The 23343-nt window shown below is 64.7% G+C and carries 20 protein-coding genes and 1 pseudogene; 7 read left to right on the top strand and 14 right to left on the bottom strand.

Features of this window, described 5'->3' with window-relative positions:
* Window positions 1–23 precede the first annotated feature (23 nt).
* The 3 genes from AC3WR3_RS11050 to AC3WR3_RS11060 form a co-directional block, all read right to left on the bottom strand.
* A complete protein-coding gene (locus tag AC3WR3_RS11050) occupies window positions 24–1763 on the bottom strand; it encodes an ABC-F family ATP-binding cassette domain-containing protein (RefSeq protein WP_492291864.1) in 1740 nt (579 codons plus the stop codon).
* A gap of 365 nt (window positions 1764–2128) precedes the next feature.
* Window positions 2129–2566 carry a PliI family lysozyme inhibitor of I-type lysozyme gene (locus AC3WR3_RS11055; protein WP_492291865.1) on the bottom strand — a complete coding sequence of 146 codons (438 nt, stop codon included), beginning with the start codon at window positions 2564–2566 and terminating at the stop codon, window positions 2129–2131.
* A gap of 115 nt (window positions 2567–2681) precedes the next feature.
* Complete coding sequence (locus AC3WR3_RS11060) at window positions 2682–4712, bottom strand: M13 family metallopeptidase (protein WP_492291866.1); 2031 nt, start codon at window positions 4710–4712, stop codon at window positions 2682–2684.
* Between the two features lie 127 nt (window positions 4713–4839).
* Between AC3WR3_RS11060 and tilS the strand changes: the two genes are divergently transcribed.
* On the top strand, window positions 4840–6177 hold the full coding sequence (gene tilS / locus AC3WR3_RS11065) for a tRNA lysidine(34) synthetase TilS (RefSeq protein ID WP_492291867.1): 1338 nt from the start codon (window positions 4840–4842) through the stop codon (window positions 6175–6177).
* A 27-nt stretch (window positions 6178–6204) separates the two neighbouring features.
* Here the strand turns inward: tilS and AC3WR3_RS11070 are convergent, their stop codons facing one another.
* A complete protein-coding gene (locus AC3WR3_RS11070; RefSeq protein ID WP_492291868.1) occupies window positions 6205–7107 on the bottom strand; it encodes a GGDEF domain-containing protein in 903 nt (300 codons plus the stop codon).
* Between the two features lie 252 nt (window positions 7108–7359).
* Here AC3WR3_RS11070 and AC3WR3_RS11075 point away from each other — a divergent pair, with 252 nt between their 5' ends.
* Entirely contained in the window at window positions 7360–9312 is a 1953-nt protein-coding gene (locus AC3WR3_RS11075; protein ID WP_492291869.1) for a cation:proton antiporter domain-containing protein, read from the top strand.
* Between the two features lie 67 nt (window positions 9313–9379).
* Here AC3WR3_RS11075 and AC3WR3_RS11080 read toward each other — a convergent pair whose 3' ends face one another.
* The 5 genes and pseudogenes from AC3WR3_RS11080 to AC3WR3_RS11100 form a co-directional block, all read right to left on the bottom strand.
* Window positions 9380–10525 (bottom strand): patatin-like phospholipase family protein, encoded by a 1146-nt coding sequence (locus tag AC3WR3_RS11080; RefSeq protein WP_492291870.1) that lies wholly within the window; start codon window positions 10523–10525, stop codon window positions 9380–9382.
* A gap of 122 nt (window positions 10526–10647) precedes the next feature.
* Complete coding sequence (locus tag AC3WR3_RS11085) at window positions 10648–11505, bottom strand: alpha/beta hydrolase (RefSeq protein ID WP_492291871.1); 858 nt, start codon at window positions 11503–11505, stop codon at window positions 10648–10650.
* A 71-nt stretch (window positions 11506–11576) separates the two neighbouring features.
* Window positions 11577–12158: a TetR/AcrR family transcriptional regulator gene (locus tag AC3WR3_RS11090; protein ID WP_139436515.1), complete on the bottom strand. Its 582-nt coding sequence runs from the start codon at window positions 12156–12158 to the stop codon at window positions 11577–11579.
* 88 nt (window positions 12159–12246) lie between these two features.
* Window positions 12247–12348 (bottom strand): annotated as a pseudogene (locus AC3WR3_RS11095) (DNA-binding response regulator); the annotation flags it as partial.
* A gap of 235 nt (window positions 12349–12583) precedes the next feature.
* The gene (locus AC3WR3_RS11100) at window positions 12584–13228 is read right to left on the bottom strand and encodes a response regulator (protein WP_005324525.1); all 645 of its coding nucleotides are present in this window, start codon (window positions 13226–13228) and stop codon (window positions 12584–12586) included.
* 159 nt (window positions 13229–13387) lie between these two features.
* Between AC3WR3_RS11100 and AC3WR3_RS11105 the strand changes: the two genes are divergently transcribed.
* Window positions 13388–14014, top strand: a complete 627-nt coding sequence (locus tag AC3WR3_RS11105) for a glutathione S-transferase N-terminal domain-containing protein (RefSeq protein ID WP_492291872.1) — start codon at window positions 13388–13390, stop codon at window positions 14012–14014.
* Between the two features lie 71 nt (window positions 14015–14085).
* Here the strand turns inward: AC3WR3_RS11105 and AC3WR3_RS11110 are convergent, their stop codons facing one another.
* The 5 genes from AC3WR3_RS11110 to AC3WR3_RS11130 form a co-directional block, all read right to left on the bottom strand.
* Complete coding sequence (locus tag AC3WR3_RS11110) at window positions 14086–16212, bottom strand: alpha-amylase (RefSeq protein ID WP_492291873.1); 2127 nt, start codon at window positions 16210–16212, stop codon at window positions 14086–14088.
* A gap of 239 nt (window positions 16213–16451) precedes the next feature.
* Window positions 16452–17618 (bottom strand): hypothetical protein, encoded by a 1167-nt coding sequence (locus AC3WR3_RS11115; RefSeq protein WP_139436507.1) that lies wholly within the window; start codon window positions 17616–17618, stop codon window positions 16452–16454.
* Window positions 17618–17989: a GtrA family protein gene (locus AC3WR3_RS11120; RefSeq protein ID WP_005324511.1), complete on the bottom strand. Its 372-nt coding sequence runs from the start codon at window positions 17987–17989 to the stop codon at window positions 17618–17620. The genes AC3WR3_RS11115 and AC3WR3_RS11120 overlap by 1 nt, the downstream gene beginning before the upstream one ends.
* Window positions 17986–19023 carry a glycosyltransferase family 2 protein gene (locus AC3WR3_RS11125; protein WP_492291874.1) on the bottom strand — a complete coding sequence of 346 codons (1038 nt, stop codon included), beginning with the start codon at window positions 19021–19023 and terminating at the stop codon, window positions 17986–17988. Before AC3WR3_RS11125 ends, AC3WR3_RS11120 begins: the two co-directional genes overlap by 4 nt.
* Before the next feature lie 56 nt (window positions 19024–19079).
* Entirely contained in the window at window positions 19080–19625 is a 546-nt protein-coding gene (locus AC3WR3_RS11130; protein WP_025327877.1) for a hypothetical protein, read from the bottom strand.
* Between the two features lie 310 nt (window positions 19626–19935).
* Between AC3WR3_RS11130 and AC3WR3_RS11135 the strand changes: the two genes are divergently transcribed.
* The 4 genes from AC3WR3_RS11135 to AC3WR3_RS11150 all read left to right on the top strand — a co-directional run bounded on the left by AC3WR3_RS11135 (window position 19936) and on the right by AC3WR3_RS11150 (window position 23283).
* On the top strand, window positions 19936–20703 hold the full coding sequence (locus AC3WR3_RS11135) for a substrate-binding periplasmic protein (RefSeq protein WP_492291875.1): 768 nt from the start codon (window positions 19936–19938) through the stop codon (window positions 20701–20703).
* A gap of 91 nt (window positions 20704–20794) precedes the next feature.
* Window positions 20795–22276: a L,D-transpeptidase family protein gene (locus AC3WR3_RS11140; protein ID WP_492291876.1), complete on the top strand. Its 1482-nt coding sequence runs from the start codon at window positions 20795–20797 to the stop codon at window positions 22274–22276.
* Window positions 22277–22424: 148 nt separating this feature from the next.
* Window positions 22425–22970, top strand: coding sequence for a peptidoglycan L,D-endopeptidase MepK (mepK, locus tag AC3WR3_RS11145; protein WP_342058097.1), 546 nt, complete (start codon window positions 22425–22427; stop codon window positions 22968–22970).
* Window positions 22971–23031: 61 nt separating this feature from the next.
* Window positions 23032–23283, top strand: a complete 252-nt coding sequence (locus tag AC3WR3_RS11150) for a DUF3862 domain-containing protein (RefSeq protein ID WP_202046917.1) — start codon at window positions 23032–23034, stop codon at window positions 23281–23283.
* The last annotated feature ends 60 nt before the right edge of the window (window positions 23284–23343 follow it).

A 23343-nucleotide genomic window follows, 5' to 3' on the forward strand; every position in this document is an offset into this window, starting at 1 on the left:
GCCAAGATGGTTCATGACTCTGCTCATGATTCGACCAGCCCGAGCAGGCCGGCCAGCCTTGCCAGCTCATGGCGCCACTCCTGCTGCAGCCGCGGGGTCTGGTGCCTGGGCTTGCGGGCGAGATCGGCGGCCAGCAGGGCATCGAGCTCATACCAGCGGGCCAGCAGGGCCTCTTCGTTATCCGCCGGGCCGGCCGGGGCTTGCACCATTGCGGAGGCGGCCAGGCTTGCCTTGTCTGCAGCCAACGAGGGCGCATCGCCGAGCAGCTCGGCATAGGCCCGCTCGGCGCTGTGTGCCTCCTGGATGCGGCCGTCTCTGATCAGCCAGAAGCGGTTGCAGCTGCGCTCGATCAGATCCCGGTCGTGGGAGACCAGCAAGACGCCCCCTGGGAAGGCGTTCAAGGCCTCGGCCAGCTCCTCCTTGCCTGCCAGATCCAGGTGGTTGGTGGGTTCATCGAGCCAGAGCAGATGGTGGCTCGCCAAAGAGAGGGCGAGGAACAGCAGCCTGGCCCGCTCACCCCCGCTCAAGGCGTGCACCCGCTGGCCATGGCGGGAGTAGGGGAAGCCCGCGCGGATCAGCGCCTGGCGCCGGGTCACCTCCGGCAAGGGCGCTAGGGGATAGAGGGCGTCGCTCAGGGTGGCGTCGCCATCCAGCTGCTGCAGGGACTGATCGTAGTAGGCGATGCTGGCGCCTGGGTGGCGATACCAGCCCTCACCCGGCTGTTGATCGCATACCTCGCGCCAGCACTGGCGCAGCAGGGAGGACTTGCCGGTGCCGTTGGCGCCGAGCAGGGCGACCCTGTCACCGGCCCTCAACCAGAGATCCTCGGCCCGCAGCAGGGGCGGCAAGCCGGGGGCGGGGCACACCTCGAGGGCTTCCAGTCGCAACAGGGCATCGGCGGGCAGTGCCTGCCCGTGCAGCTCGAGGCGCCAGGGGGCTGGCGCCGCGACCTGGCTCTGCTCCTCCTGCAGGCGACTGATGCGTTTCTCCATGGACTTGGCCTGGCGCACCAGCTTCTCGTTGTCATGCTCCCGTCCCCAGATGGCGAGGCGCTTGCTGCTGGCACTCAGGCGATCTATCTCCTTCTGCTCGTCGGCCCGGCGCAGGCGGGCCTGCTCGTCCTCTTCGGCCAGCGCTACCCTGGCCTGACTGCAGGGCAGGGCGAAGCGATGGAGTCGCCCGTCCCGCAGGATCAGGGTCTCGCGGGTCACCCGATCGAGCAGGCGGGCATCGTGGGAGACCAGCACCAGGGCGCCCCGCCAGCCCAGGAGGAACTGCTCCAGCCAGAGCAGGGCGGGCAGGTCCAGGTGGTTGCTGGGTTCATCGAGCAGCAGCAGGTTCGGCTGGCGCAGCAGGGCGCGGCCTATCTGCAACCGGGTGTGCTGGCCGCCGCTCAGGGCGCTGGCGGGGAGCTCGGCCTGCTCTTCGAGCTGCAGCTCGGTCAGCATCTTGTCCACCTGCCAGTCGGCGGCAGGGTCACCCCCCAGGGCATCCTGCAGCACGGCCCGGGTGCCGAGCCCTTGCAGCCTGGGGGGCAGGTGCTGGGCCACGAACTCGCAGCGGCAGGGGGCGGCCTGCTGCACCCGTCCGTCATGGGGTTGCAGCTCACCGGCCAGCAGGGCGAGCAGTGTGCTCTTGCCGCAGCCATTGGCGCCAATCAGGCCCAGGCGATCGCCGCTCTGGATGCCGAGATCGAGGTGGTCAAACAAGGGGAGGTGTCCCGCAGTCATTTGCAGGGAGTGGGTACTCATCAGTGTCGTCATGCTCTTGCTCTCTAAAATGGCGGGATCGAAGATCCCTGTCATCAGGAGCGCTGGCGACAACGGTCGAGAAAGGTCTCGGTGTGGAAGGAGTCGGCTTTGCTCGAACCCGCTATCGCAGCGCGATGGTATGCAGGCAAGAGCGGGCGAATGTGCCGAACAGGCGAGCCGAGAACATCGGACACGCTTGGATAACCATTTTTTACCTCCTTGTGTTTAGTGATGGCTGGGTGAGGCGATTATAAGCGCATAAAAAACAGCCGTCTATCGGAGGGCCAGCCTCAGGATAGCTGGGGGGATCCGGTGAAAAGAGGGGCGGCAACAGCAAAACGCCCCGCGAGGCGGGGCGTTGTGATGGCGGTGGCGGATCAGTCGCGGGGTGTCTTGAGCGCCTGGATCACATCTTCATTGGGGGCCAGTCCCTCCACGTGGTTGAAGCTCTCCAGCCCCTCCTGGGGATTGATGGTGAGGGCGTCGGCGCTCAGGTAGCTGCCGCTGCCGGCGCTCTCCACCACGACGATGACTTCAGGCTGCTTGTCGCCGTTGAGATCCAGCAGCTTGAGCGCTTTGATGCTGCCATCGCGGGGCATCACCTTGCCGTCGATGAACTGATCCAGCGGAAACTCGGGGTTGGCGCCTGAGTAGAGGCGCACGTCGTAGCTGCCGGTGGAGGCGGGCTCGCCGCGCCCCTCGCCGACGGTGAGCACCTGGCCCGTGGGCAGCGTCAGCTGCTGGAAGAATCCCTCCGCCGCCTGGGTGGTCAGGGGCAGGCTGAGCAGGCCGAGAGTAATGAGTAAGGCTTTCATGGATGTGACCCTTGTTGCTGCTTGTCTTGCGGTGTCAGTGGGCAGGGGCCTGGCCCCCGCCTTGTCTGTGGCCGACCCGGGGCCGGCGCTCGGCCAGCCCCTGTCAACCTCGTGTTTACCATATCTTGACCCGTTTGGCCGGGTCCAGATAGAGCTTGTCACCCGGCTGGATGTTGAACGCCTCGTAGAAGGCGGGGATGTTCGGCACCACGCCGTTGACCCTGTACTCGGGCGGCGAGTGGGGATCCGAGGCGAGCAGCATCTGCATCAGCTCGGGGCGATACATGCCCTTCCACACCTGGGCCCAGCCGAGGAAGAAGCGCTGCTCCCCGGTGAAGCCGTCCAGCACCGGGGCCTCCTTGCCATCCAGCGACAGCAGGTAGGCCTTGTGGGCTATGGTGAGGCCGCCGAGATCGCCGATGTTCTCCCCCAGGGTGAACTGGCCGTTGACGTACTGCCCCTTGATGGGCTCGAAGCGGTTGTACTGGGCCACCAGCCGGCTGGTGCGGAAGCGGAACTCCTTGAGATCCTGGGGCGTCCACCAGTCGCGCATCACGCCGTCACCGTCGGACCTGGCCCCCTGATCGTCGAAACCGTGGCCCATCTCGTGACCGATGACCCCGCCGATGGCGCCGTAGTTCACGGCGTCGTCCGCGCTCATGTCGAAGAAGGGGGGTTGTAGTATGGCGGCCGGGAAGACGATCTCGTTGTTGCTCGCGTTGTAGTAGGCGTTCACCGTCTGGGGCGACATGTGCCACTCGTCCCTGTCCACCGGCTTGCCGAGGCGAGCCAGGCTGTCGGCATATTCGAAGGCGCGGGCCCGCTGCAGGTTGCCCACCAGATCATCGGCGCGGATCTCGATGGCGCTGTAGTCCTTCCACTTGTCCGGGTAGCCTATCTTGGGCCTGAACTTGGCGAGTTTCTCCAGGGCCTGGGTCTTGGTGGCCGGCGACATCCAGTCCAGCTCCTGGATGCTCTGGCCGTAGGCGGTGCGCAGGTTCTCCACCAGCTGCTCCATGCGGGCCTTGGCTTCTGGCGGGAAGTAGCGCTCCACATAGAGCTTGCCCACCGCCTCCCCCAGGTTGTTGTCCAGTACCCCCAGGGCCCGCTCCCAGGGGGCGCGCTGCTTGGGGGTGCCGCTCAAGGTAGTGCCGAAGAAGGCGAAGTTCTGGGCATCGGTCTGGCTGTCGAGGTAGGGGGCGAAGTCGGTGATGAGCTGCCACTTGAGGTAGGCCTGCCAGTCGCCCATGGGGGTCTGCTTCATCACCTCGTCCAGGGCCGTGAGGTAGCTCGGCTGGCCTATGATGAGGCTCTGCTGGCCGCTCAAGCCGGCCTGATCCAGATAGCTGTTCCAGTCGATGCTGGGGGCTAGGCGCCTGAGCTCGCCGACGGGGGCCTTGTTGTAGTTCTTCTGCCGATCCCGCAGGGCGACGTTGTCCCACTGGATCTGGGCGAGCCGGGTCTCCAGGGCCAGGATGCGCTTGGCCTTGGCCCCCGCATCCGCCTCGCCGAAGCGGCTCAGCATGCCGGCGATGTGCTGCTCGTATTTCTGGCGCAGCGCCTGGCTGGCGGCATCCTGCTTGAGGTAGTAGTCCCGGTCCGGCAGGCCGAGCCCGGATTGATAGAGGTAGACCGCATAGCTGTCCGGCGCCTTGGCGTCCGCATCTATCCAGAAGCCGAAGGGGGCGCTGCCCCCCAGCTTGCCGGCGCGGGCGAAGGCCTGGGCCAGACCCTGCTGGTCATGGATCTGATCGATGTCGCCGAGCAGGGGCAGCAGGGGCGTGGTGCCCCTGGCGTTGCGGGTGGCCTGATCCAGATAGCTTTGGTAGAGGTCGTGGATCTGCTGGGCCGGGGTGCCGGTGGCGGCCTTGCCGTCCAGCCCTTCCACCAGCACCCGCACGTCTGCCAGGGATTTGTCCCGCAGCAGGTAGAAGGCGCCGTCGGCGGGCCTGTCGTCCGGGATCTTGGCGGTGGTCAGCCAGTGGCCGTTCACGTATCGGAAGAAGTCGTCACCGGGCTTGACCCTGGTGTCCATGTTGGCCAGCGCGAGGCCGGAGTGCTTGTCTGCCTGGTCCGGTCCCTGACTGCAACCGGCCAGCAAGGCCAGCCCGATGAGGCCGGCAAGTATGCTTTTCTTATTGTTCATTGTCTGATTCCAATTCGGGTTACTCAGCGTCCCGGCCCAGGTCGGGAGGAGACTCACTCTAGCAGTCGGGTTAGCGCTTGATAAGCCCGAGTCTGCTAAGATCGGCCTGGTCGTATTGGGGAAGCCTATGATTTCTCGTGTTTATTCTCGTTTTTGTCAGACTCTGCCCGCGCCGGAAGGTTCCCGGGGCCTGCTGGTGGCCTTCAGTGGCGGGCTCGACTCCACCGTGCTGCTGGTGCTGGCGGCGCGTTTTGCCCGGGAGCAGGGCCTTGCCCTGCGTGCCCTGCACGTCCACCACGGCCTGAGCCCTCACGCCGATCACTGGGTGGCCCATTGTGAAGGGGTGTGCCGGCAACTGGGAGTGCCTCTCATGGTCGAGCGGGTGCAACTGCAGCGGGGCAGCGGCGACAGCCTGGAGGCCCAGGCGCGGGAGGCCCGCTACCAGCGCCTCGCCGCATGCCTGGGGGAGGGGGAGTGGCTGCTCACCGCCCATCATCAGGACGATCAGCTGGAGACCCTGCTGCTGGCGCTCAAGCGCGGCGCCGGACTGCGGGGGCTGGCGGGCATGGTGCCGGACCAGCCCTTCGCCGGCGGCCGCTTGCTGCGCCCGCTGCTCGAGGTCAGCCGGGCCGAGCTGGCGGCGCTGGCCGAGACCCTGCCCTATGGCTGGGTGGAGGATGAGAGCAACCAGGATGTGAGCTACGATCGCAACTTCCTGCGCCAGCAGCTCATTCCCCAGCTCAAGGCGCGCTGGCCCGCCATGGCCCAGACGGCGGCGCGCAGCATGGCCCTGTGCGCCGAGCAGGAGGCCCTGATCAACGAGCTGGCGGAGGCGGACTGGCAACAGGCCGGGGAGCGCGATGCGCTGCGCATCGAGGCGCTGCGGCCGCTCTCTCCGGTGCGGCGCAACAACCTGCTGCGCCACTGGATCCGCCGCCAGGGGGGGGAGATGCCGTCCCGGGAGCTGCTGGGGCTGCTGTGGCAGGAGGTGGCGCTGGCGCGCGAAGACGCCAACCCCAGGCTGAGCCTGCAGGGGCTGGAGTGCCGCCGCTTTCAGGGGCGACTCCATCTGGTGCCGCCCGGCCTTGTCCCCCGTGAGGAGGTGCTGCCCATCCGGGTGGGGGAGACGCTCTGCCTGCCGGACGGGCTGGGGACCTTCAGGCTGCTGTCATCGGATGGGGCAGAAGGGCTGCGCCCGCCACGGGCGGACGAGCCCCTGTCGGTGCGCTTCCAGGTGGCGCCAGGCGCCATGCTCAAACCGGTGGGTCGGGTGGGCAGCCGGCGCCTGAAGAAGTTGCTGCAAGAGTACGGGGTGCCCTCCTGGCAACGGGGGCGCATCCCCATCCTCTATTACGGGGAGCAGGTGGCGCTGGTGGCCGGACTCTTCGTCTGCGACGGATTTCTGGCGTCCGGGGGGGGCATCAAGGGGGAGTGGCGGCGAGTCGTCGCCCCGGATCTTGATTGAACGCAGCTGCGATGGCGTGAGGCCGCCCTATTCTGACGGGCCGTTTACCCCGGCCTTCTTGCGGGCGTAGAGGTGGGCATCCGCCGTGGCATAGAGGCGCTGCACGTCCATGCCAGAGTGCCAGCTGGCGGCCCCCAGGCTGCAGCCCACCGAGAAGGCGCTGAGCTCCTTGTGGCTGTGCAGCACATGTTGCAGCCGCAGCCAGACCGGGCGCCAGGCTTCGGGATCGGCGGGTTGCAGCAGCAGGGCGAACTCGTCGCCGCCGAGGCGAAACGCCTGATCCGTGCCACGGATGCAGCCCTGCAGCAGCTGGGCGAAGCGGCTCAGCACCAGATCCCCCACCGGATGACCCCAGGTGTCGTTGACCTGTTTGAAGCGATCGAGATCCAGCAGCACCAGCACCAGACCGTGGGGCTCCCGGCAGTGTTGCTCCACCGCCCGGCCTATGGCCTCGTCGAAATAGGAACGGTTGCCAAGCCCGGTCAGGTGATCGAGCCGCACCTGCTGCTCCAGCCGGCTCAGCCGCAGGTAGAGCGGCAGGGGCAGGCAGAACAGCTGGTGATATTGCCCCAGCTGCCGCCGCTGGCTGTCGCTCAGGGGCTGCTCCAGCTCGTATTGCAGCTGTCCGAGCAACTGCTCGTGCTGGCCGCGCAGCTCGAAGCGATAGCTATGCAGCACCTGCCGGGCCTGGGGGGCGTGGGCGATGAGGCTGTGGGGCTGACCGCAGTCGAGGTGAAGCGTGTGGATCCGGACAATCTTTGCCACCCGCTCGGCAAAGATTGCCAGCAGGGCGTCAAGATCCCGTTGCCTCAGCAGCTCCTGAAGCTGCTGATAAGTATCCTGCCCGGTCAGCGGCGTGAGCCGCTCCATCTGCTGAAACCACTGCTCTATGCCATGTCCGAAGCCGTTCAAAGACGATGTGTTTTCCACGTTGCAGCCTTACACCTCTCCACTCATTGACCGGTTTCTTGCAATCCCCGTGCCCAAAATATGTTCGATGGAAAACAAGGGGGCTGGCTAGGCTTAGCAACATGAAACGGGAGGGGAAATAACCCCTGTGCGCCGCCGGCAGAGCGCCCGCGGCCAGGTCGGGATCCTGCCCGGCAGCGACGATGGCCGGAGTGATCAAGGGTTGAGGCACCGCATCTTCGGGCCTTGGGGACAGATAAGAGGGAGGGACGTGTGTACGCCGATGTGTTGATCCTGCTGCTCTCTGCCGTCCTGCTGGTGGCCATCTTCCGACGCCTGGGCCAGCCGGTGATCCTCGCCTACCTGTTCGTCGGCATGCTGCTCGGCCCCCATGGCGCGGCCATCGTCACCGGGCAGGCCATGATGCAGACCATAGGGGAGCTCGGCATCGTCTTCCTGATGTTCTCCCTCGGGCTCGAGTTCTCGCTGCCGCGCCTGCTCGCCATGCGCAAGCTGGTGCTGGGGGTCGGCGGCCTGCAGGTGCTGCTCACCTCATTGCTGTTCTTCTGGCTCGGCTGGTGGTGGGGCCTGAGTCTCCCCCAGGCGCTGGTGGTGTCCGGCACCCTGGCCCTCTCCTCCACCGCCGTGGTGATCAAGCAGCTCGGGGAGTTGCAGCAACTCCATACCCGGCGTGCCCAGCTCGGGGTGAGCGTCCTGCTGTTTCAGGATCTGGCGGTGGTGCCGCTGCTGGTGATGATCCCCATACTGGCCCAACCCGAGGTGCAGGGCAGTGCCCTGCTGGCGGAGGTGGCCTGGGCCTCCCTCAAGGGGCTGTTCGCCCTGTCGGTGCTGCTCGCGGTGGGAAAGTGGCTGCTGCCCATGGTGTTTCACGAGGTGGCGCGGGCGCGCTCCGACGAGCTGTTCGTGCTCAGCACCCTGCTGGTGGCCCTGCTGGCGGCCTCCCTCACCCAGTGGATGGGGCTCTCCATGGCTCTCGGGGCCTTCCTGGCCGGCATGATGCTGGGGGAGTCCCACTACCGCCATCAGCTGGAGGTGGACATCAAGCCGTTTCGGGACGTGCTGCTGGGGCTCTTCTTCATCACCATCGGCATGACCATGGAGTGGACACTGGTGGCGAACGCCTGGTGGCAGGTGCTGCTCTGCGTACTCGGGCTCATCCTGTGCAAGTCGCTGCTGGTGCTGCTGGCGGGCCGGCTGATGGGGGAGCGCAAGCGCGATGCCATGGCGGCCGGCATCATGCTGAGCCAGGTCGGCGAGTTCGGCTTCGTGCTGCTGGCGCTGGCGAGCCACCATGGCCTGCTCGGTCACGAGATGGTCTCCCTGCTCATCGGTGTCGGCGTCATCACCATTTCTCTCACCCCCTGGCTGGTGCAGCGGGCCCTGGGGCTGGCCCACTCCCTCACCGACGCGGCCCTGCTTTCCCGTGCCGGGGTCGCCCAGTCAGGGCTCAGCAAGCACCAGCACGTCATCATCGCCGGCTTCGGGCGCACCGGGCAGACCTGCGCCCGCTTCCTCAAGCTCGAGGAGATCCCCTTTCTCGCGCTGGATCTCGATCCCGAACGGGTGAGCGAGGCCAAGCTGGCGGGAGAGCAGGTGGCGTTCGGTGATGCCAGCCGGCGCGACATCCTGCTGGCGGCCGGTCTGATGCGGGCCCGCCTGGTGATCATCACCTTCGACGATCGCAAGCGGGTCGATGCCATGCTGATGCAGATCCGGGCGCTGGCGGGGGATCTCAAGGTGCTGGTGCGCACCCGGGACGACAGTTTCCTCGAGCACTACAAGCAGGTCGGAGCCTTCGAGGTGATTCCTGAGTCCCAGGAGGGGGCCCTGATGCTGGTCTCCCACCTGCTGGTCAACTGTGACGTCCCCCTAGGCCGGGTGATCCGGCGCATGGAGCACGAGCGCAGCAGCCAGTACCGCTTCCTGCACGGCTTCTACTGGGGGGATCAGAGTGCGGGCAACCTGGAGACGGATCAGTTGCTGGAGCGGCTGCACCCCGTGCTGCTGCATGATCAGGCCTGGGCTGTGGGGCGCCGGGTGCGGGAGCTGTCCCTTGGGGAGGTGCGTATCAAGGCGGTGCATCGCGGGGAGCGAAGTCTGGAGCCGAGGGCCGATCTGAGGCTGGTGGCGGGGGATCGGCTGGTGCTGTTTGGAACGGCCGTGGCCATGGAGCAGGCGGAGCAGCGCCTGTTGGAGGGGCACTAGCTCTGCCCTCAACAGGCTTGAGGGCCCGAGCCCAGGTGGCGGCTATCCCTGGTGACAGCAAGCCTGTTCAGGCCTCCTCGCGGATCCGCTCTTCGATGTCGAGGAAGGACTCGATGTGCTGGCGCTGATCCAGCGCATCCTGATACCCCAGACTTATCAGCTGCTGGCAGTACCCCGGGTGAAACATCAGGAAGCTGGCCAGGCTGCTGCTCTCCTGGCCGTTCACCCCCAGCACCCGCAGCAGGCGGCGCAACTGGGTCGGCAGCCTGGGCAGGTAGTCGAGGGCGATGAGATCCAGATCCTGGCTCGGCCTGATGACGCAGGTGTCTACCTGGCGCAGCTTGAGACGGTTGCGCTCCCGCGCCGGGATGAGGGAGAGGGTCTGGTTGATGCGCCCCAGCCGCTCCAGATCCGAATTGAGGGTGTCGGAGAAGACGGTGTTGAGCAGGTGGCTGGCGATGTTGGAGCTGGTCAGGTGGCTCTGACGGGGGGTCGCGCTCTCCTGACGGGGGGAGTCCAGGGTCACCAGCAGGATCCGCTCCGCCCCCAGGTGAATGGCGGGGCTCAGCGGACTCAGCTGGTGGATGGAGCCGTCACCGTAGAAGCGCTCGCCGATGGGGGTGGCCGGAAAAACGAAGGGCAGGGCCGATGAGGCCAGCAGATGATCCGAGGTGAGCAGGGTGCGCAGGCCGCGCCGCCTGGCCCGCTCCCAGGGCTGATGCTCGGCCCGCCCCTGGAAGAAGGTGGTGGAGAGGCCGTCGTCATAGTCGGAGGCGGTGATGGCGATGGCCTCCAGACTGCCGTAAAGGATGTTGTCATCGATGCGGTGATAGTCGATGAGCTGATCCAGCAGGCGGCGCAGGGGGGCGTTGTCGAACAGGTGGAAGGCGCGGTTGCTCTGGGGGCTGATGAGACCGGCCGAGCCCTGATAGAGGGTGCGCCACAGCAGCTGGCAGGGATGGAAGTCGAAGATGTGATGGGTCTCGAAGCGGCGCCAGACCCACTCCAGCTTGCGCACCCCCAGGTGAAAACAGGAGGCGTAGCAGGCCAGTGCCGTGATGTTGAGGGCCCCCGCCGAGGTGCCGCACAAAATGGGGAAGGGGATGCCGAGGTTGCGGGGGTAGAGCTCGGCCACCGCCTTGAGGACGCCGACCTGATAGGCGGCGCGAGCACCACCACCGGTCAACAGGAGAGCTGTATTGGGTTTGGCCATGCTGCTGCGCCTTATTGTGATTGCAAGGGCGGGTTGCCACCGCGCAATTTAACTATAAGACGTTGTATCCCGGATAAAAATGGGCCGCCTCATCATTTTTTGAGGCGACCGGTACAGCGGGATCAGGCCGTGCCTCCGGGCTGGGTCAGCTGATCGAAGGCGGCGAAGACGGGCGGGCTCGCCAGGATGCGACCATGGCCTAGCCCACGGGTACTGACCAGCCGGGTACGGCCATCCTCTACCGCCCGCAACGAGTCCTTATGGGGGGCGAACCTGTCCTCCTCGTCGTGAACGATAAGGGCCGCCCCCTGACGACGGGCGAGGCGACCCAGGGGATCGACAGTGTTCAGGGGATGCTGGTATTCGTGCTCTATCTCCTTGACCACAGCATCGAACAGCCGGATGGAGTAGCCGGAGCGGGCCACCATGCCATAGAGCTGGGGCACGTAGTCGAGCACGGGCGAGATGAGCAGCAGCGGCAGCGCGTCGAGGGCGGGGTGGTGGCTGCTGAGGGTGACGGCGCCCCCCATGCTGTGGGTGATGACTCCCTGGACCGGGCCGACGCGCGCAAGGATCTCGTCGAAGGCGCGCACGAAGCGGGGCAGGTGCCCCGTGCTGCCCTCGCTCTGGCCATGGGCGGGGTGATCATAGGCCAGCGCCGTGAAGCCCTGGGCCGCGATGTGGCTCATCAGCGGGTAGAACTGGCTGGCACTGCCGGACCAGCCGTGCATCAGCAGCCAGACCGGCCCCTGGCCGAGCCGGTAGCTCATCAGGGTGCCCTCGCCGGTGTGGATGGCCTGCTGCACCAGCCCGGCAGGGGCGGCGACCTCCCGGGTGGGGCGCTGGGGGGTGAGCAGCAACTTGCTGGCGGTGCGTTTGGCGTGGGCCGGAGCCAGCGCGTGGTGCAGACGGGTGCCAAGCCCCAGCAGCAACTTGCTCGGGCTGACGCGGCGGGTGTTGAAATAGATCTTGCTGCTCATGGTCATCCTGTGGTTTTTATGTGCGAACGGTCGTGCTTTTTTGTCTGTTTTTAAAAAGAAGGGCCAGAACCTCAGCGCCAGCTGGTCAGCAGATCTTCCACCTCGGGCCAGAAGTGGCGGGCCGGATCCTGACACAAGTCCAGGGCATTGAACACCTGATCTCCCAGATAGAGGCCATAGAGCCGGTAGACGGCGCGCCAGGGATCCAGATCCCTGCGCCACTCTCCCTTCTCCTGGCCCTGTACCACCTGGCGAGCCAGGTAGTCGAGCCAGAAGCGCACCAGTTGGCGGGCCGCCTGTTGCACCTCCCCCTCCTGGGCCGAGGTCCAGGCGTCGAGGAACATGCAGCGTCCGGCAAAGCTCTGGTTCCAGGCCAGCCAGGCCTGCAGCAGGGCCAGCAGTTTCTCCTGCTGGGTGCCGTGCTGCTGCTGGCGCACCGGCTGGATCACCCGCTCCCTGAACACCTCGGCGGAATGGGTGAGCACGGCGATCTGCAGGTTGTCGCGAGACTGGAAATGGGCAAACAGGCCGCTCTTGGACATCTCGCACGCACTGGCCAGGGAGCCTATGGTCAGGCTCTCCAGCCCCTGCTGGCTCGCCTGCTCGAAGGCTGTCTGCAAAATGGTGTCGCGGGTCAGGCGGCCCTTGCTCATCGCACTCTCCTCTCTGGGTTCTGCAGCATAAAGTACGATCGTGCTAATTGTCGAGCCGCAAACCGTCGTTGTAGTGGAGACAAGGGGCTCAGCTCTCCTTGATATCCATCTGCTGCAGGGCGATGACCGCCTGGGTGCGGTTCTTGACCCCGAGCTTGCGGAAGATGGGCGTGATATGGGCCCTGAGGGTGACAAGAGGCTCAGCTGTCCTTGATATCCATTTGCTGCAGGGCGATGACCGCCTGGGTGCGGTTCTTGACCCCGAGCTTGCGGAGGATGGGCGTGATATGGGCCCTGAGGGCGGCAAGGGGCGCAGCTGTCCTTGATGCCTATCTGCTGCAGGGCGATGACCGCCTGGGTGCGGTTCTTGACCTCGAGTTTTCTGAAGGATGGGCGTGATATGGGCCCTGAGGGTGGCAAGGGGCTCAGCTGTCCTTGATGTCCATTTGCTGCAGGGCGATGACCGCCTGGGTGCGGTTCTTGACCCCGAGCTTGCGGAAGATGGCGGTGATATGTGCCTTGATGGTGGCTTCGGAGACGTTGAGCTCCCAGGCGATCTGCTTGTTGAGGCTGCCGTCCCGCAGCATGATCAGCACCTTGTATTGCTGGGGGGTGAGGCTGGCCAGCTTGCTGGCAAAGTCGGGGCCATCCTCGGACTCGGGGTGGAGGGAGATCCCTTCCGGCACCCAGTTGTCCCCCCCGATCACCGTATTGAGGGCGCTGACCAGCTCCTTCATGGGCACCGACTTGGGAATGAAGCCGAGCGCGCCGAGTCGCAGCACCTGCTGGATGATGGCGGCATCTTCCGAGGCGGAGACCACGACGATGGGGAGATCCGGGTACTGGCCACGCAGATAGGCCAGCCCCTCGAAGCCGTTGGCGCCGGGCATCTTGAGATCGAGCAGCAGCAGATCGACTTCCGGGTGCTCCGCGAGCAGGTGGGTCAGGCTGTCGATGGAGTCGGCCTCCAGCAGCCTGGCCTCGTCGATGGCCATGTGCACCGCTTGATAGAGGGCGCCCCGAAACAGGGGGTGGTCATCTGCGATGACGATGGTAAATTGGCTGTCCATTGCTCACATTTTTGCTAACTGATTGTTTTGAAAAATCAAACTAGCACTGCTCCCCAAGGGGGTCAAACCCGCGGGTGCGCAAATGTGAGGCGACCGTCGGATGTCGTGCCAGCGGGGCCGACGGGATGGTCATGAACAACCCAACGCAGGAGGCAATCCATGGGATCCCTGGTATTGACGGTAGGCACAGGTTCCACCTGGGCGATGCGGGCGTCGCTGGTGCTCGCCATGAGCGGGCTGGAGTGGCAGGAGCAGGTGTTCGATCTGGAGGATGCCAAGGCGTTGGCGCGGCTCAAGCGCACGGCGCCGGCCGGGCTGGTGCCCTGGCTGGACGACGGCGAGCTGCGGATCCACGACTCCCTCGCCATCGCCGAGTATCTCCACGAGCTGTGCCCGTCGCGCCACCTCTACCCCCTGGACCGGGCCGAGCGGGCATTGGCCCGCAGCCTCTGCGCCGAGTTGCACTCGGGCTTTGGCCAGATCCGCAGCCGTCTGCCCTTCTTCCTCGGCGCACCGACCCAGAGCGAGCCCACGGTGGAGACTCTGGGGGAGCTGGCCCGGCTGCAGACGCTCTGGTCACAGGCTCGGGGGCCCTTCTACTTTGAGGAGGCGGGCATCCTGGATGCCTTCTATGGGGTGATGGCCTATCGGCTGGCGAGCTATGGCATTTCGCTGCCCGGTCAGGCGGGCGTATATCAGCAAGCCTTGCTGGCCTGGCCCCTGTGGCAGGAGACCCTGGTCAAGGCGCGGCTGCAGTGGCCGGCCGCGGCCGGCCAGCCGGCATGAGGTGAACGGGCCTGCGCAATGAGAGAGGGGAGCCACTGGCTCCCCTCATCGTTTGTCCGATACGGGCCCGATTATGGCTGCCGGCCGGCGAACACCACCACCACCTTGTCCTCCCCCTTCTCCCGCACGAAGGCGTAGGGGGCATCGGACAGCTTCTTGTGGCTGCCTGCCGCCACCGCCGGGTGGGCGGCGCGGAACTGGCCGAGTTGCTGCCAGTGCTTGACCAGCTCGGCCTTGTCGCCTTTCCCCAGCTCCTGCCAGTTCATGTCGGATCGCACGCTCTGATCGAACACGCCGCCATCCTTGGCCAGCCCGCGGCCGGACTCGTCCCCGTAGTAGAGCTGGATGCCCCCCGGCAGCAGCATAAAGCTGTTGGCTACCCGTCGTTGCAGCGGCACGTCCTGGTAGTCGCCGAAGAACAGCTTGGTGTCGTGGGAGCTGATGTAGCTCAACACGTTGAACTCGGGATCCTGGTTGATGCGGCTGGCGTAGCTGGCATAGGTGGGCTCGGCGCCCGCCATGCACTGGGCCTGGGGCAGGGCGAATTCCCGCTGATAGTCGAAGTTGATCAGGGAATCGAAGCCGTTCTGATACCAGAAATCCTTGGCGACCCCGTGATCCCACACCTCGCCCACCATGTAGAAGGGCAGATCATCGAGGGCCTTGTCCGGGTTGGCGGCCTTCCACTCCTTGAGCGCCGCCGTGCCTGCCTGCTTGAGTCTGGCCCAGACCGCGGGCTCCAGATGCTTGACGGTGTCGGCCCGGAAGCCGTCGATACCGAAGCGGCGCACCCAGTCGGTGTGCCAGGCGATGAGGTAGTCGCTCACGGTGGCGTCGGGCAGGGCTTTGGCCCGGGTGTCTTGTTTCGCCGCCAGCAGCGGCGGCAGGCCCACCGGCTTGCTGGACTCGGTCAGGAAGTCCGGCAGCCCCGCCACCGAGCCGGTGACGTCGTCGGTGCCGGGTTGGGGGTAGCCGGGCAGACCGGCGCGCACCCAGTCAGGGCCCCACCATTTGCTGCTCCAATCGCTCGATTGATAGTTGATAAACTGGTTGTAGCCATGCCAGTTGAGGCCGCCGCTCGGGCGCCACTCATTCCAGCGGGTCGGCAGTTTGCCGCTGTTCTGGGTAAGATCGGTGAGCCCCAGATCCTGCAGGTCGGCCAGGGTGGCGTAGCCTGCGTGGTTCATCACCACGTCCAGGATGATCCGCATGCCGCGCTTGTGGGCCTCGTCCACCAGGGTCTTCAGGCTCTCCTCGTCGCCGTAGTTGGGGTCAATCCTGGTGAAGTCCAGCGCCCAGTAGCCGTGGTAGGCGTAGAAGGGGAAGCTGCCCTGCTCGCCGCCGCCGATGAAGCCGTGCACCTGCTCCACCATGGGGGTGATCCAGATGGCGTTCATGCCGAGGCTTTTGATGTAGTCGAGCTTCTCGGTCAGCCCCTTGAAGTCGCCGCCGTGCCAGGTGGCCACTTCGTCCTGGCCATCCTTCTGGCGGCCGAAGCTGTGATCGTTGGCCGGGTCGCCGTTGTGGAAGCGGTCGGTCAGCAGGAAATAGACGCTCGCCTGATCCCAGCTGAAGGGGGCCGCCTTGGCCGCCTCGACCGGCTCGAGCAGCAGCAGGCCGCCGCTCTCCTTGCTTGGGGTCAGGGTCAGCTTGCCCTGTGTGACCACGGCCTCTTGTTTCGAGTAGGCATCCCGCAGCCGGGTGCCGTCGGGCCAGACCCCCTTCAGCGACACCGTCACCGGGCCGCCATCCCAGCTGATGCAGGGCTCTGTGGGGGGTTGGCGCTTGAACTCGCTCTTCTTGGTCGCCCGCAGCACCTTGAGGCTGGGGGTATCCGGGTTGAAGGTGAACTCGTAGTCACCGGCCAGCATCACCCTCAGGGTGAAACTCGCCCCCTTGCTGCACTTGTCCATGGGCTGGGCTGTGCCGAAGGGAAGGGGCCTGGCCTCGGTCGGCCCGAAGCTGGTGCCGCAGCTGTTGCCCGCATCGCTGATGCGGATCTGGTGGCTCCCCTTGTCCAGCCTGTGGGTCAGGGTGACTGTGCCCTTGTCCAGCGTCAGCGCCTCGGCCACCGGTTTGCCATCCACATGGAGATGCACCTCGGGGGCGGCCAGCGCCTGACCGACGAACAGCGGGGTGGCCAGCAGGGCGAGCCACAGGGAGGATGGGCGGAGATCGAAACGAGGCGAGGGACGCATAGGCCATTCCTTGAGCTGAGTGAGGAGATCGGGTTCCGTTGAGGCACTCATTCTAGGGGCCCAGGGGGTGGGCTTGGACCGGCAAAATGCCGATTTGTGAGGTCAGTTCAAATGGTTACGTTTTCAAGCCAGGCAAAGTGTGATGGCCGCCCTGCTGCCCGGAGCGCGGCGCCATAAAAAATGCCGGTCGATGGACCGGCATGTTCAGGTGGGGCTGTTCGCCTGCGGGCGAGCGCTCGTCAGACGGTAAAGAACTTGAAGTTGACGAAGGCCACCGCGATGAAGGAGGCGACCATGCCGCTGATGCAGAGCACCGCAGGGCGGATGGAGGGCCAGCGATGGGCCAGCAGGATGATGGCCAGCAGGGTCGGGTAGAGGCCGAACATGTAACGCGGCATGGCGTTGAGCCCTGTCATCAGCGGTATGGTGCAGCAGATGAACATCAGGGTCGCCTCGGCCCAGCGCTTCTGGCTGAACAGGTAGCCGTTCAGGCACCAGCCGAAGATCACCATGATGGAGAGGTAGGCCTTGCGACCGCCCAGCTCGAAGCCGCTCAGCCACCAGTCCAGGGGGCTGTCCATGTAGCGACCCCAGGCGACCTGGATGTGCTTGAAGGCGAGCGCATCCCCGGTCAGGTGATAGAGGTAGACCATGTAGGAGAAGAGGCCGAGGGGGATGAGCCAGAGGGTGAACACCACCTTGAAGGCCCGCTCGGTGAAGCGGAAGAACTCGCGCCAGCCGTAGGCCTGCAGCGCCAGGATCAGCACGGGGAACACCATCATGACCCCCAGGTTGCGGGTCCCGGAGATGAAGATGCCGAGGAAGGCGACCATCAGCCACTGCTCGCGGTAGGCGAACAGGAACATCCCCAGCATCAGCGCCATGAACATGGACTCGGTATAACCGGAGACGAAGTAGGCGGAGAAGGGGGAGAAGGCCAGCAGCCAGACCCCGAAACGGGCGGTCTCATCCCCCAGCTTGAGCTGGCGCAGCACCAGCAGCATCAGCGGCAGGCTGATGAAGAAGGCGATGTTGGCCACCAGCATCAGGCCGATCAGGCTCTCCATGTTGAGCAGGCTGGAGAGCCCGCCGGCGAGCATGGGGTAGAGCGGCATGAAGGCCCAGTTCGCCGCGTTGCCCTTGCTCAGCCAGCGCGGGTAGAGGTCGTAGCCGTTCTCTATGATGCGCTGGAACCAGACGCAGTCGAACTGGCAATAGGCTTGCAACGGGCCTATGTCGGGGGCGCCGTAGAGCTGGACACCGAAATAGCCCATGCCGTACAGGGCCACCCGGCTCAGCACGAAGGCGGCGATGATCATCAGCCAGTCGCGGCTGCTGATGCGCAGTGACGGGCGATAGGGGAGTGCATCCCCGGCGAGGGGAGGAGTATTGGTCATGTCATTCATCAGGCAAAAACCCAGACGCGAGAGAGTATGTAGGTGAGCACGGTAACGGTCAGGGTGGCAATCACCACCGGCAGCAGTCCGGAGAGGCCCGCAAACAGCAGGCCGCTCAGGATGAGGTTACGCACCGCCAGGGAGAAGAGGGCCACCAGCAGAAACTTGCTGGCGGCACCTTGCTTCTGGAAGGTGATGTAGCGATGGCCGAAAAACGAGAACCAGAACGCGATGGCAAAGGCCAGGGTCGTGACCAGATGCTCAGAGATGGCGGGCCAGGTGTGGAACAGGGCGATGGAGGTGCCCAGATCGACGAGGGTGGCCCCCCCGCCGACGAAACCGAAGCGAACCAGCCGCCAGAATTCCTCGCGGGAGATCATTGGGACGCCGGCTCCTGCTTGTCCGCATCCTGCGCCTTCTCACTCTGGATTGCCGCCGCATCTGGCTGCTTGCCCGCATCCTGCCGGGCATACTGGCCGTAGACGCCCTCGATGAGGTAGACGGGGCGCTGCTTCACTTCCACGAACATGCGGCCTATGTACTCGCCTATGATGCCGAGCGACAGCAGCTGAATGCCGCCGAGGAACAGCATCACCGACATCAGGGAGGCGTAACCCGGCACGTCTATGCCGAAGAAGAGCACCTGGGTGATGATCTTGAGGATATAGAGGAAGGCGATGAAGGAGACGCCAACCCCCACGTAGCTCCACACCCGCAGCGGCCAGCTGGAGAAGCTCATCAGGCCGTCGAGGGCAAAGTTCCACAGCTTCCAGTAGTTGAACTTGGTCTCGCCGGCGTGGCGGGCGGGACGCTCGTAGGGAACGCCGACGGCACGGAAACCGGCCCAGGCGAAGAGCCCCTTCATGAAGCGGTTGCGCTCGGGCAGTTGCTTGAGAGCCTCGACCACCTTGCGATCGATGAGTCGGAAGTCACCGGCGTTCTCCGGCAGCTTGGTGCTGGTGGAGAGGGCGTTGAAGAAGCGGTAGAAGCCGCCTGCGGTGAGCCGTTTCATCGGGGTGTCGGCGCTGCGATCGACCCGGATGCCGTAGACGGTGTCGTAGTCACCGGTCTGCCACAGCTTGACGAACTCCAGGATGAGGGAAGGGGGATCTTGCAGATCCACGTCCATGGGGACCATGGCATCGCCCTTGGCCTGATGCAGGCCCGCGGTCATGGCCGCTTCCTTGCCAAAGTTGCGGGCCAGGTTGACCAGGGTCACGCGCGGGTCGCGGGCGATGGCCTGCTCGACCACTTCGCGGGTGCGGTCGCGGCTGCCGTCGTTGACGAACACGATTTCAAGCCGGTCTTTGAGGGGGGCCAGTTCGGCATCTATCGCGCTGATGAAGGCGTCAATGCTCTCTTCCTCGTTGTAAACGGGCACGACCAGAGAGAGTCGAAAATCGGCACGGGACATGGAAACTTCCTTATTGAAAGAATTATTTTATAAGACTGCTACCGGGATCTTCAGCTTCACTGAGCGACGGTCAGACGTACCGACTGGACGTTGAGCGGTGTCGGAGCGGAGAGCGCCAGGAAGTTGGGATGCTTGGGATCGGCCGTCAGGGAGTCGCCCGGCAGGTTGAGCCGGATCTCGTTGATGCCCGCCTTGGCCAGCTTGACCGTGGTGGTGAAATCATGACCCAGGGCCACCTTGAGCAGGGTGCCTGCTTCCGGGCTGTTGATCCTGGCCTGGATGGTGAGCTGCTCAGGTTGGGCCTGCTGCTTGGGCAGCACGAAATAGAGGCCTCCCTTGCCACTGAGCTGGGTACCCTCGGCACTGGGCTTCTTGGCCCAGCCTTCGCTGGAGAGGAAGCGGCTCGGCTTGGTCAGGTTGAGCTCGTTGCCCGGCTGGTAAGTCATGCTGGAGTTGTGCTCCCAGAAGCGGGTCTTGCCTTCCAGGTAATAGAGCTTGTAAGCCAGGCTCACGTTGGGGTGAGCGGCCAGGTAGAGGGTGTAAAGGTAAAAACCGCTCAATGCCAGTATGGCAGCCAGAAAACCGAACTTTTTGTAGGTCATATTACTCACTCGATGCCCGACGGATAGGTAGGCTGGATTCGCGCATATGCTAATCCAATTGCAAAAAAAGCATAGTGGATCACAAAAATAAATTTGCTCACATATTAACCCCCAATCCCCCTGCAGACCAAGGGACTTTGGGGTCGTGCGCATCCTGCCTTCGCGGCGGGCTTGCAGCGCGGCCTGGGGCCCTGTCCCGCCTATGGCCGCATCAGGCAAATGGCTGATATTGCGCATTGCTGTGGCAGGATCTGTCGCCATTTCCCTTTGGCAGAATTAAGATGAGCCGTCCCGCCGTCAAGGATGACTCATGAGACTGCTAGCCCTGTGCCTGCTCTGCTGCCTGCCCCTTCACTCGCTGTTGGCCCAACCGCTCTGTACTTCTCCCCTGCGCGTCGGTTTCGACGACTGGCCCCCTTATCACTATTACCAGCAGGAGAACGGCCGCCGTGAGCTGCGCGGCTTCGCGGTCGAGTATCTCAACGCCGTCTCTGCCAGGCTGGGCTGCCGCCTCGTCTATCTGGAGCGTCCCTGGAAGCGGGGGTTGCACGATCTGGAACTGGGTCGGCTGGACATCGCCATGGAAGCCTATTTCGTTGAAGAGAGGACGCGCTATGCCTGGTTCTCCACCGCCTACAACCCGGGGCGCACGGCACTCTGGGTGCGCAAGTCCGGTGACAAGGGGGAGCAGGATCTGGCGAGCTGGCTGGCCAGGGGCAACAGGCTGGGGGTGACCAGGGACTACAACTATGGCCCCGAGATAGCCCGTCTGCTGCAGCGCTACCGTACCCAGGTGAGCGAGGTCAACGACGTGCAAAACTATCGCAAGCTGCAACTGGGACGGATAGACGGATTTCTTGGGGATATTCTGGCCACCCCCTGGGGTCTGAAGAGAGAGGGACTGGCAGAGGAGATAGTCCCCCATATCATGGGGGTCTATGAGACGCCGACCTTCTTCATGCTAAGCAAGAAGACCTTGTCGGAGGCATTTGTGCAGCGTTTCAACCAGGCGCTCGAGGCCGTTGGCAGGAGCGGGGAGCATGCGCTCATCTGGCGCCGTTACGTGCCCGCCCGCTAGCAAAGTCGCCAGCATTCACGCATCATGGGCACCTGACCGTGGCGCCTGACAGGCCGAAGTGAACCGATATGAGGTAAGCGTGGTAAGAAGCATGGGTAAGAAGTATTGGTTGGCATTGGCAAACCTTATCTGGCTGGGCTGCTGGCCGGCGGGCATGGTCCAGGCCAGCGCAGAACAGATGGTGGTGGCCAGTCCCAGCATCCAGCATGACTGGTATCAGAACAGCACCGCAGAGCAGGCGCGCCATGAGCTCGAACTGCAGCTGCAGGAGGCGGTGCTTGCCCAGTTGCACCCGGATTTCTACCGGCTCTGGCAGCAGTTGCAGAAGACCCCGGCCGAGAGGCGCGGCGCCCTCTATGACGAAGCCTTCGGCAAGCTGGCGCGTTTCCAGCAGGCCTGGCGCGCCATGGATCTGGTCGCCCGCGAGCAGATGCAGACCCTCAAGCTCGATCTGACCAAGCCCCTGGCCCACGAGCCCCTGGGTGACAACCTGCTGGATCAGGTCAAACAGCTCAGGCCCCAGGTCGCCGAATACGAGGCCGTGCGCGACGAAGTGCGCAAGCTGCTGGCCATGCCCATGGCCAAGCACTGGCCGACCCTGGACATGCCGACCCTGCGGGCCGGGGAGAGCGCCACCGAGCTTGGGCAGATCCGCTCCATCCTCAACGAATTGGGGGACGGTGCCCCCACCCATCAGGACAGTCTCTACGACGCGGACACCGAGCAGGCCATCAAGCAGTTCCAGCGCCGCCACGGCCTGACCGCAGACGGCATCATAGGTCGCCAGACCCGCTCCTGGCTCAATACCGGGCCGCAAGTGCGCGCCAGCCTGCTGCTGCGCAACCTGTGGCGCCGGGATCTGGTGGATCACCTCGCCGGTCGCTACGTGCTGGTCAACATCCCGGATTACCGCCTGAGCGTGGTGGAGTCCGGCAGCGAGGTCTTCACCAGCCGGGTCATCGTCGGCAAGGAGCAGCGGGCCACCCCCATCCTCGCGAGCGAGATCCGCTCCATCGTGCTCAACCCCGCCTGGCACGTGCCGCGCTCCATCCTGAGCAAGGACATTCTGCCCAAGCTGGGTCGGGATCCCGCCTATCTGGACCGCGAGCAGTTCGAGGTGATCGATGGCGAGGGTAACCCGGTGCAGTTCAGCGAGGATGGCTGGCACCATGCGCTGGCGTCGGGCTTCCCTTACCGGTTGCGGCAAAAGCCGGGGGATCACAATGCCCTGGGGCGCTACAAGTTCTACCTGCCGAACAACGACGCCATCTACCTGCATTCGACGCCGCGCAAGGCCCTGTTCGAGCAGGGGGCGCGCGCCTTCAGCTCCGGCTGTATCCGGGTCGAGCACGCGGACGATCTGGCCGAGCTGCTGCTCGCCGACTCCCGCTATCAGCCGGACAAGGTGGCCAGCATACTAAAAGAGACCCAGACCAAGTGGCTGCCGTTGACCACCCCTATCCCTGTCTTCACCGTCTACTGGAGCAGCTGGATCGACGAAGAGGGGCGCCAGCAACTGCGCAATGACATTTACGGATTCGATCGAGTGAGCTTCCAGAGCCGCTTGCTGTGATCCCCGCCACAGAGTGAAGCGCCCGGCTCCTGCCGGGCTTTTTCATGGCCCTTTGCGGTTTGACATGACTTTTACGGGCGGGTAGTTTCGGCCTCTGTATCATATTCATTCACCACTGTTACTTCACTCTGGAATGGACGGACAACGGATGCTGGACCAAGAGATAAGCCGACGCCGTCTGCTGCTGGGGGCCGGTTGCCTGATGGGGACCAGCCTGCTGTCGTTCCCGGCCGTGGCGAGCCGCAGCACGACGGGGCGTGAACTCAGCTTCTTCAACCTCAATACCGGCGAGCGGGTCAACGCCAGCTATTGGGAGAATGGCCGTTATCTGAACGATGGCCTGGCGGAGCTCAACCATATCTTCCGCGACTATCGTCGCAACGAGGTGTTCAACATCGACAGGAAGCTGTTCGATCAGCTGTTCCTGCTGCAGCACAAGCTGGGCCGCAAGGGGGAAATTCAGCTCATCTCGGGGTATCGCTCCCCGGCCACCAATCGCCAGAAGCGCCAGCGCAGCCGTGGTGTCGCCAAGCACAGCTACCACACCCTGGGGCAGGCGGTGGATGTGCGCATCCCCGGCGTGCAGCTGGCGCACCTGCGCAAGGCGGCCCTGAACCTCAAGGTTGGCGGCGTGGGTTACTACCCCTCCGACAACTTCGTCCACCTGGATACCGGGCCGGTGCGCAGCTGGTAACGGGTTGGCACAGGGTGGCCTTGAGCTGCTAGGCTCTGGACACTATCCAGAGGAGAGACAGATGAAGCATATTTTGCTTGGCGGGCTGATCGCCCTGCTGCTGGCCGGGTGCAGCAAGCTGAACCGGGAAAACTACGACAAGCTGAAGATGGGGATCACCTATGCCGAGGCGAGCGCCATCCTCGGCAAGGCGGAGCGTTGCGACGATGCGCTCGGCACCACTAGCTGTATCTGGGGCGGTGAGGGCAAGAACATCAAGATCCGTTTCATTGCCGACAAGGCCACCTTCTTCAGTTCGGAAGGGATCAACTGAGTCAGTCTTCTCACTGTCATCAGCAACAAAAAAGCGCCATCCGGCGCTTTTTTGTTGCGT

The organism is Aeromonas sp. EU05-FHT14A05 (genome assembly GCF_058791175.1).

What these genes read in the sequence shown, in the direction of transcription:
- AC3WR3_RS11050 (WP_492291864.1), bottom strand. Translation starts at nt 1,763, where the DNA reads ATGACGACACTGATGAGTACCCACTCCCTGCAAATGACTGCGGGACAC.
- AC3WR3_RS11120 (WP_005324511.1), bottom strand. Translation starts at nt 17,989, where the DNA reads ATGATCTCCCGCGAGGAATTCTGGCGGCTGGTTCGCTTCGGTTTCGTC.
- AC3WR3_RS11060 (WP_492291866.1), bottom strand. Translation starts at nt 4,712, where the DNA reads ATGAACAATAAGAAAAGCATACTTGCCGGCCTCATCGGGCTGGCCTTG.
- tilS (WP_492291867.1), top strand. Translation starts at nt 4,840, where the DNA reads ATGATTTCTCGTGTTTATTCTCGTTTTTGTCAGACTCTGCCCGCGCCG.
- AC3WR3_RS11150 (WP_202046917.1), top strand. Translation starts at nt 23,032, where the DNA reads ATGAAGCATATTTTGCTTGGCGGGCTGATCGCCCTGCTGCTGGCCGGG.
- AC3WR3_RS11055 (WP_492291865.1), bottom strand. Translation starts at nt 2,566, where the DNA reads ATGAAAGCCTTACTCATTACTCTCGGCCTGCTCAGCCTGCCCCTGACC.
- mepK (WP_342058097.1), top strand. Translation starts at nt 22,425, where the DNA reads ATGCTGGACCAAGAGATAAGCCGACGCCGTCTGCTGCTGGGGGCCGGT.
- AC3WR3_RS11105 (WP_492291872.1), top strand. Translation starts at nt 13,388, where the DNA reads ATGGGATCCCTGGTATTGACGGTAGGCACAGGTTCCACCTGGGCGATG.
- AC3WR3_RS11130 (WP_025327877.1), bottom strand. Translation starts at nt 19,625, where the DNA reads ATGACCTACAAAAAGTTCGGTTTTCTGGCTGCCATACTGGCATTGAGC.
- AC3WR3_RS11080 (WP_492291870.1), bottom strand. Translation starts at nt 10,525, where the DNA reads ATGGCCAAACCCAATACAGCTCTCCTGTTGACCGGTGGTGGTGCTCGC.
- AC3WR3_RS11115 (WP_139436507.1), bottom strand. Translation starts at nt 17,618, where the DNA reads ATGAATGACATGACCAATACTCCTCCCCTCGCCGGGGATGCACTCCCC.
- AC3WR3_RS11085 (WP_492291871.1), bottom strand. Translation starts at nt 11,505, where the DNA reads ATGAGCAGCAAGATCTATTTCAACACCCGCCGCGTCAGCCCGAGCAAG.
- AC3WR3_RS11125 (WP_492291874.1), bottom strand. Translation starts at nt 19,023, where the DNA reads ATGTCCCGTGCCGATTTTCGACTCTCTCTGGTCGTGCCCGTTTACAAC.
- AC3WR3_RS11135 (WP_492291875.1), top strand. Translation starts at nt 19,936, where the DNA reads ATGAGACTGCTAGCCCTGTGCCTGCTCTGCTGCCTGCCCCTTCACTCG.
- AC3WR3_RS11110 (WP_492291873.1), bottom strand. Translation starts at nt 16,212, where the DNA reads ATGCGTCCCTCGCCTCGTTTCGATCTCCGCCCATCCTCCCTGTGGCTC.
- AC3WR3_RS11090 (WP_139436515.1), bottom strand. Translation starts at nt 12,158, where the DNA reads ATGAGCAAGGGCCGCCTGACCCGCGACACCATTTTGCAGACAGCCTTC.
- AC3WR3_RS11100 (WP_005324525.1), bottom strand. Translation starts at nt 13,228, where the DNA reads ATGGACAGCCAATTTACCATCGTCATCGCAGATGACCACCCCCTGTTT.
- AC3WR3_RS11140 (WP_492291876.1), top strand. Translation starts at nt 20,795, where the DNA reads ATGGGTAAGAAGTATTGGTTGGCATTGGCAAACCTTATCTGGCTGGGC.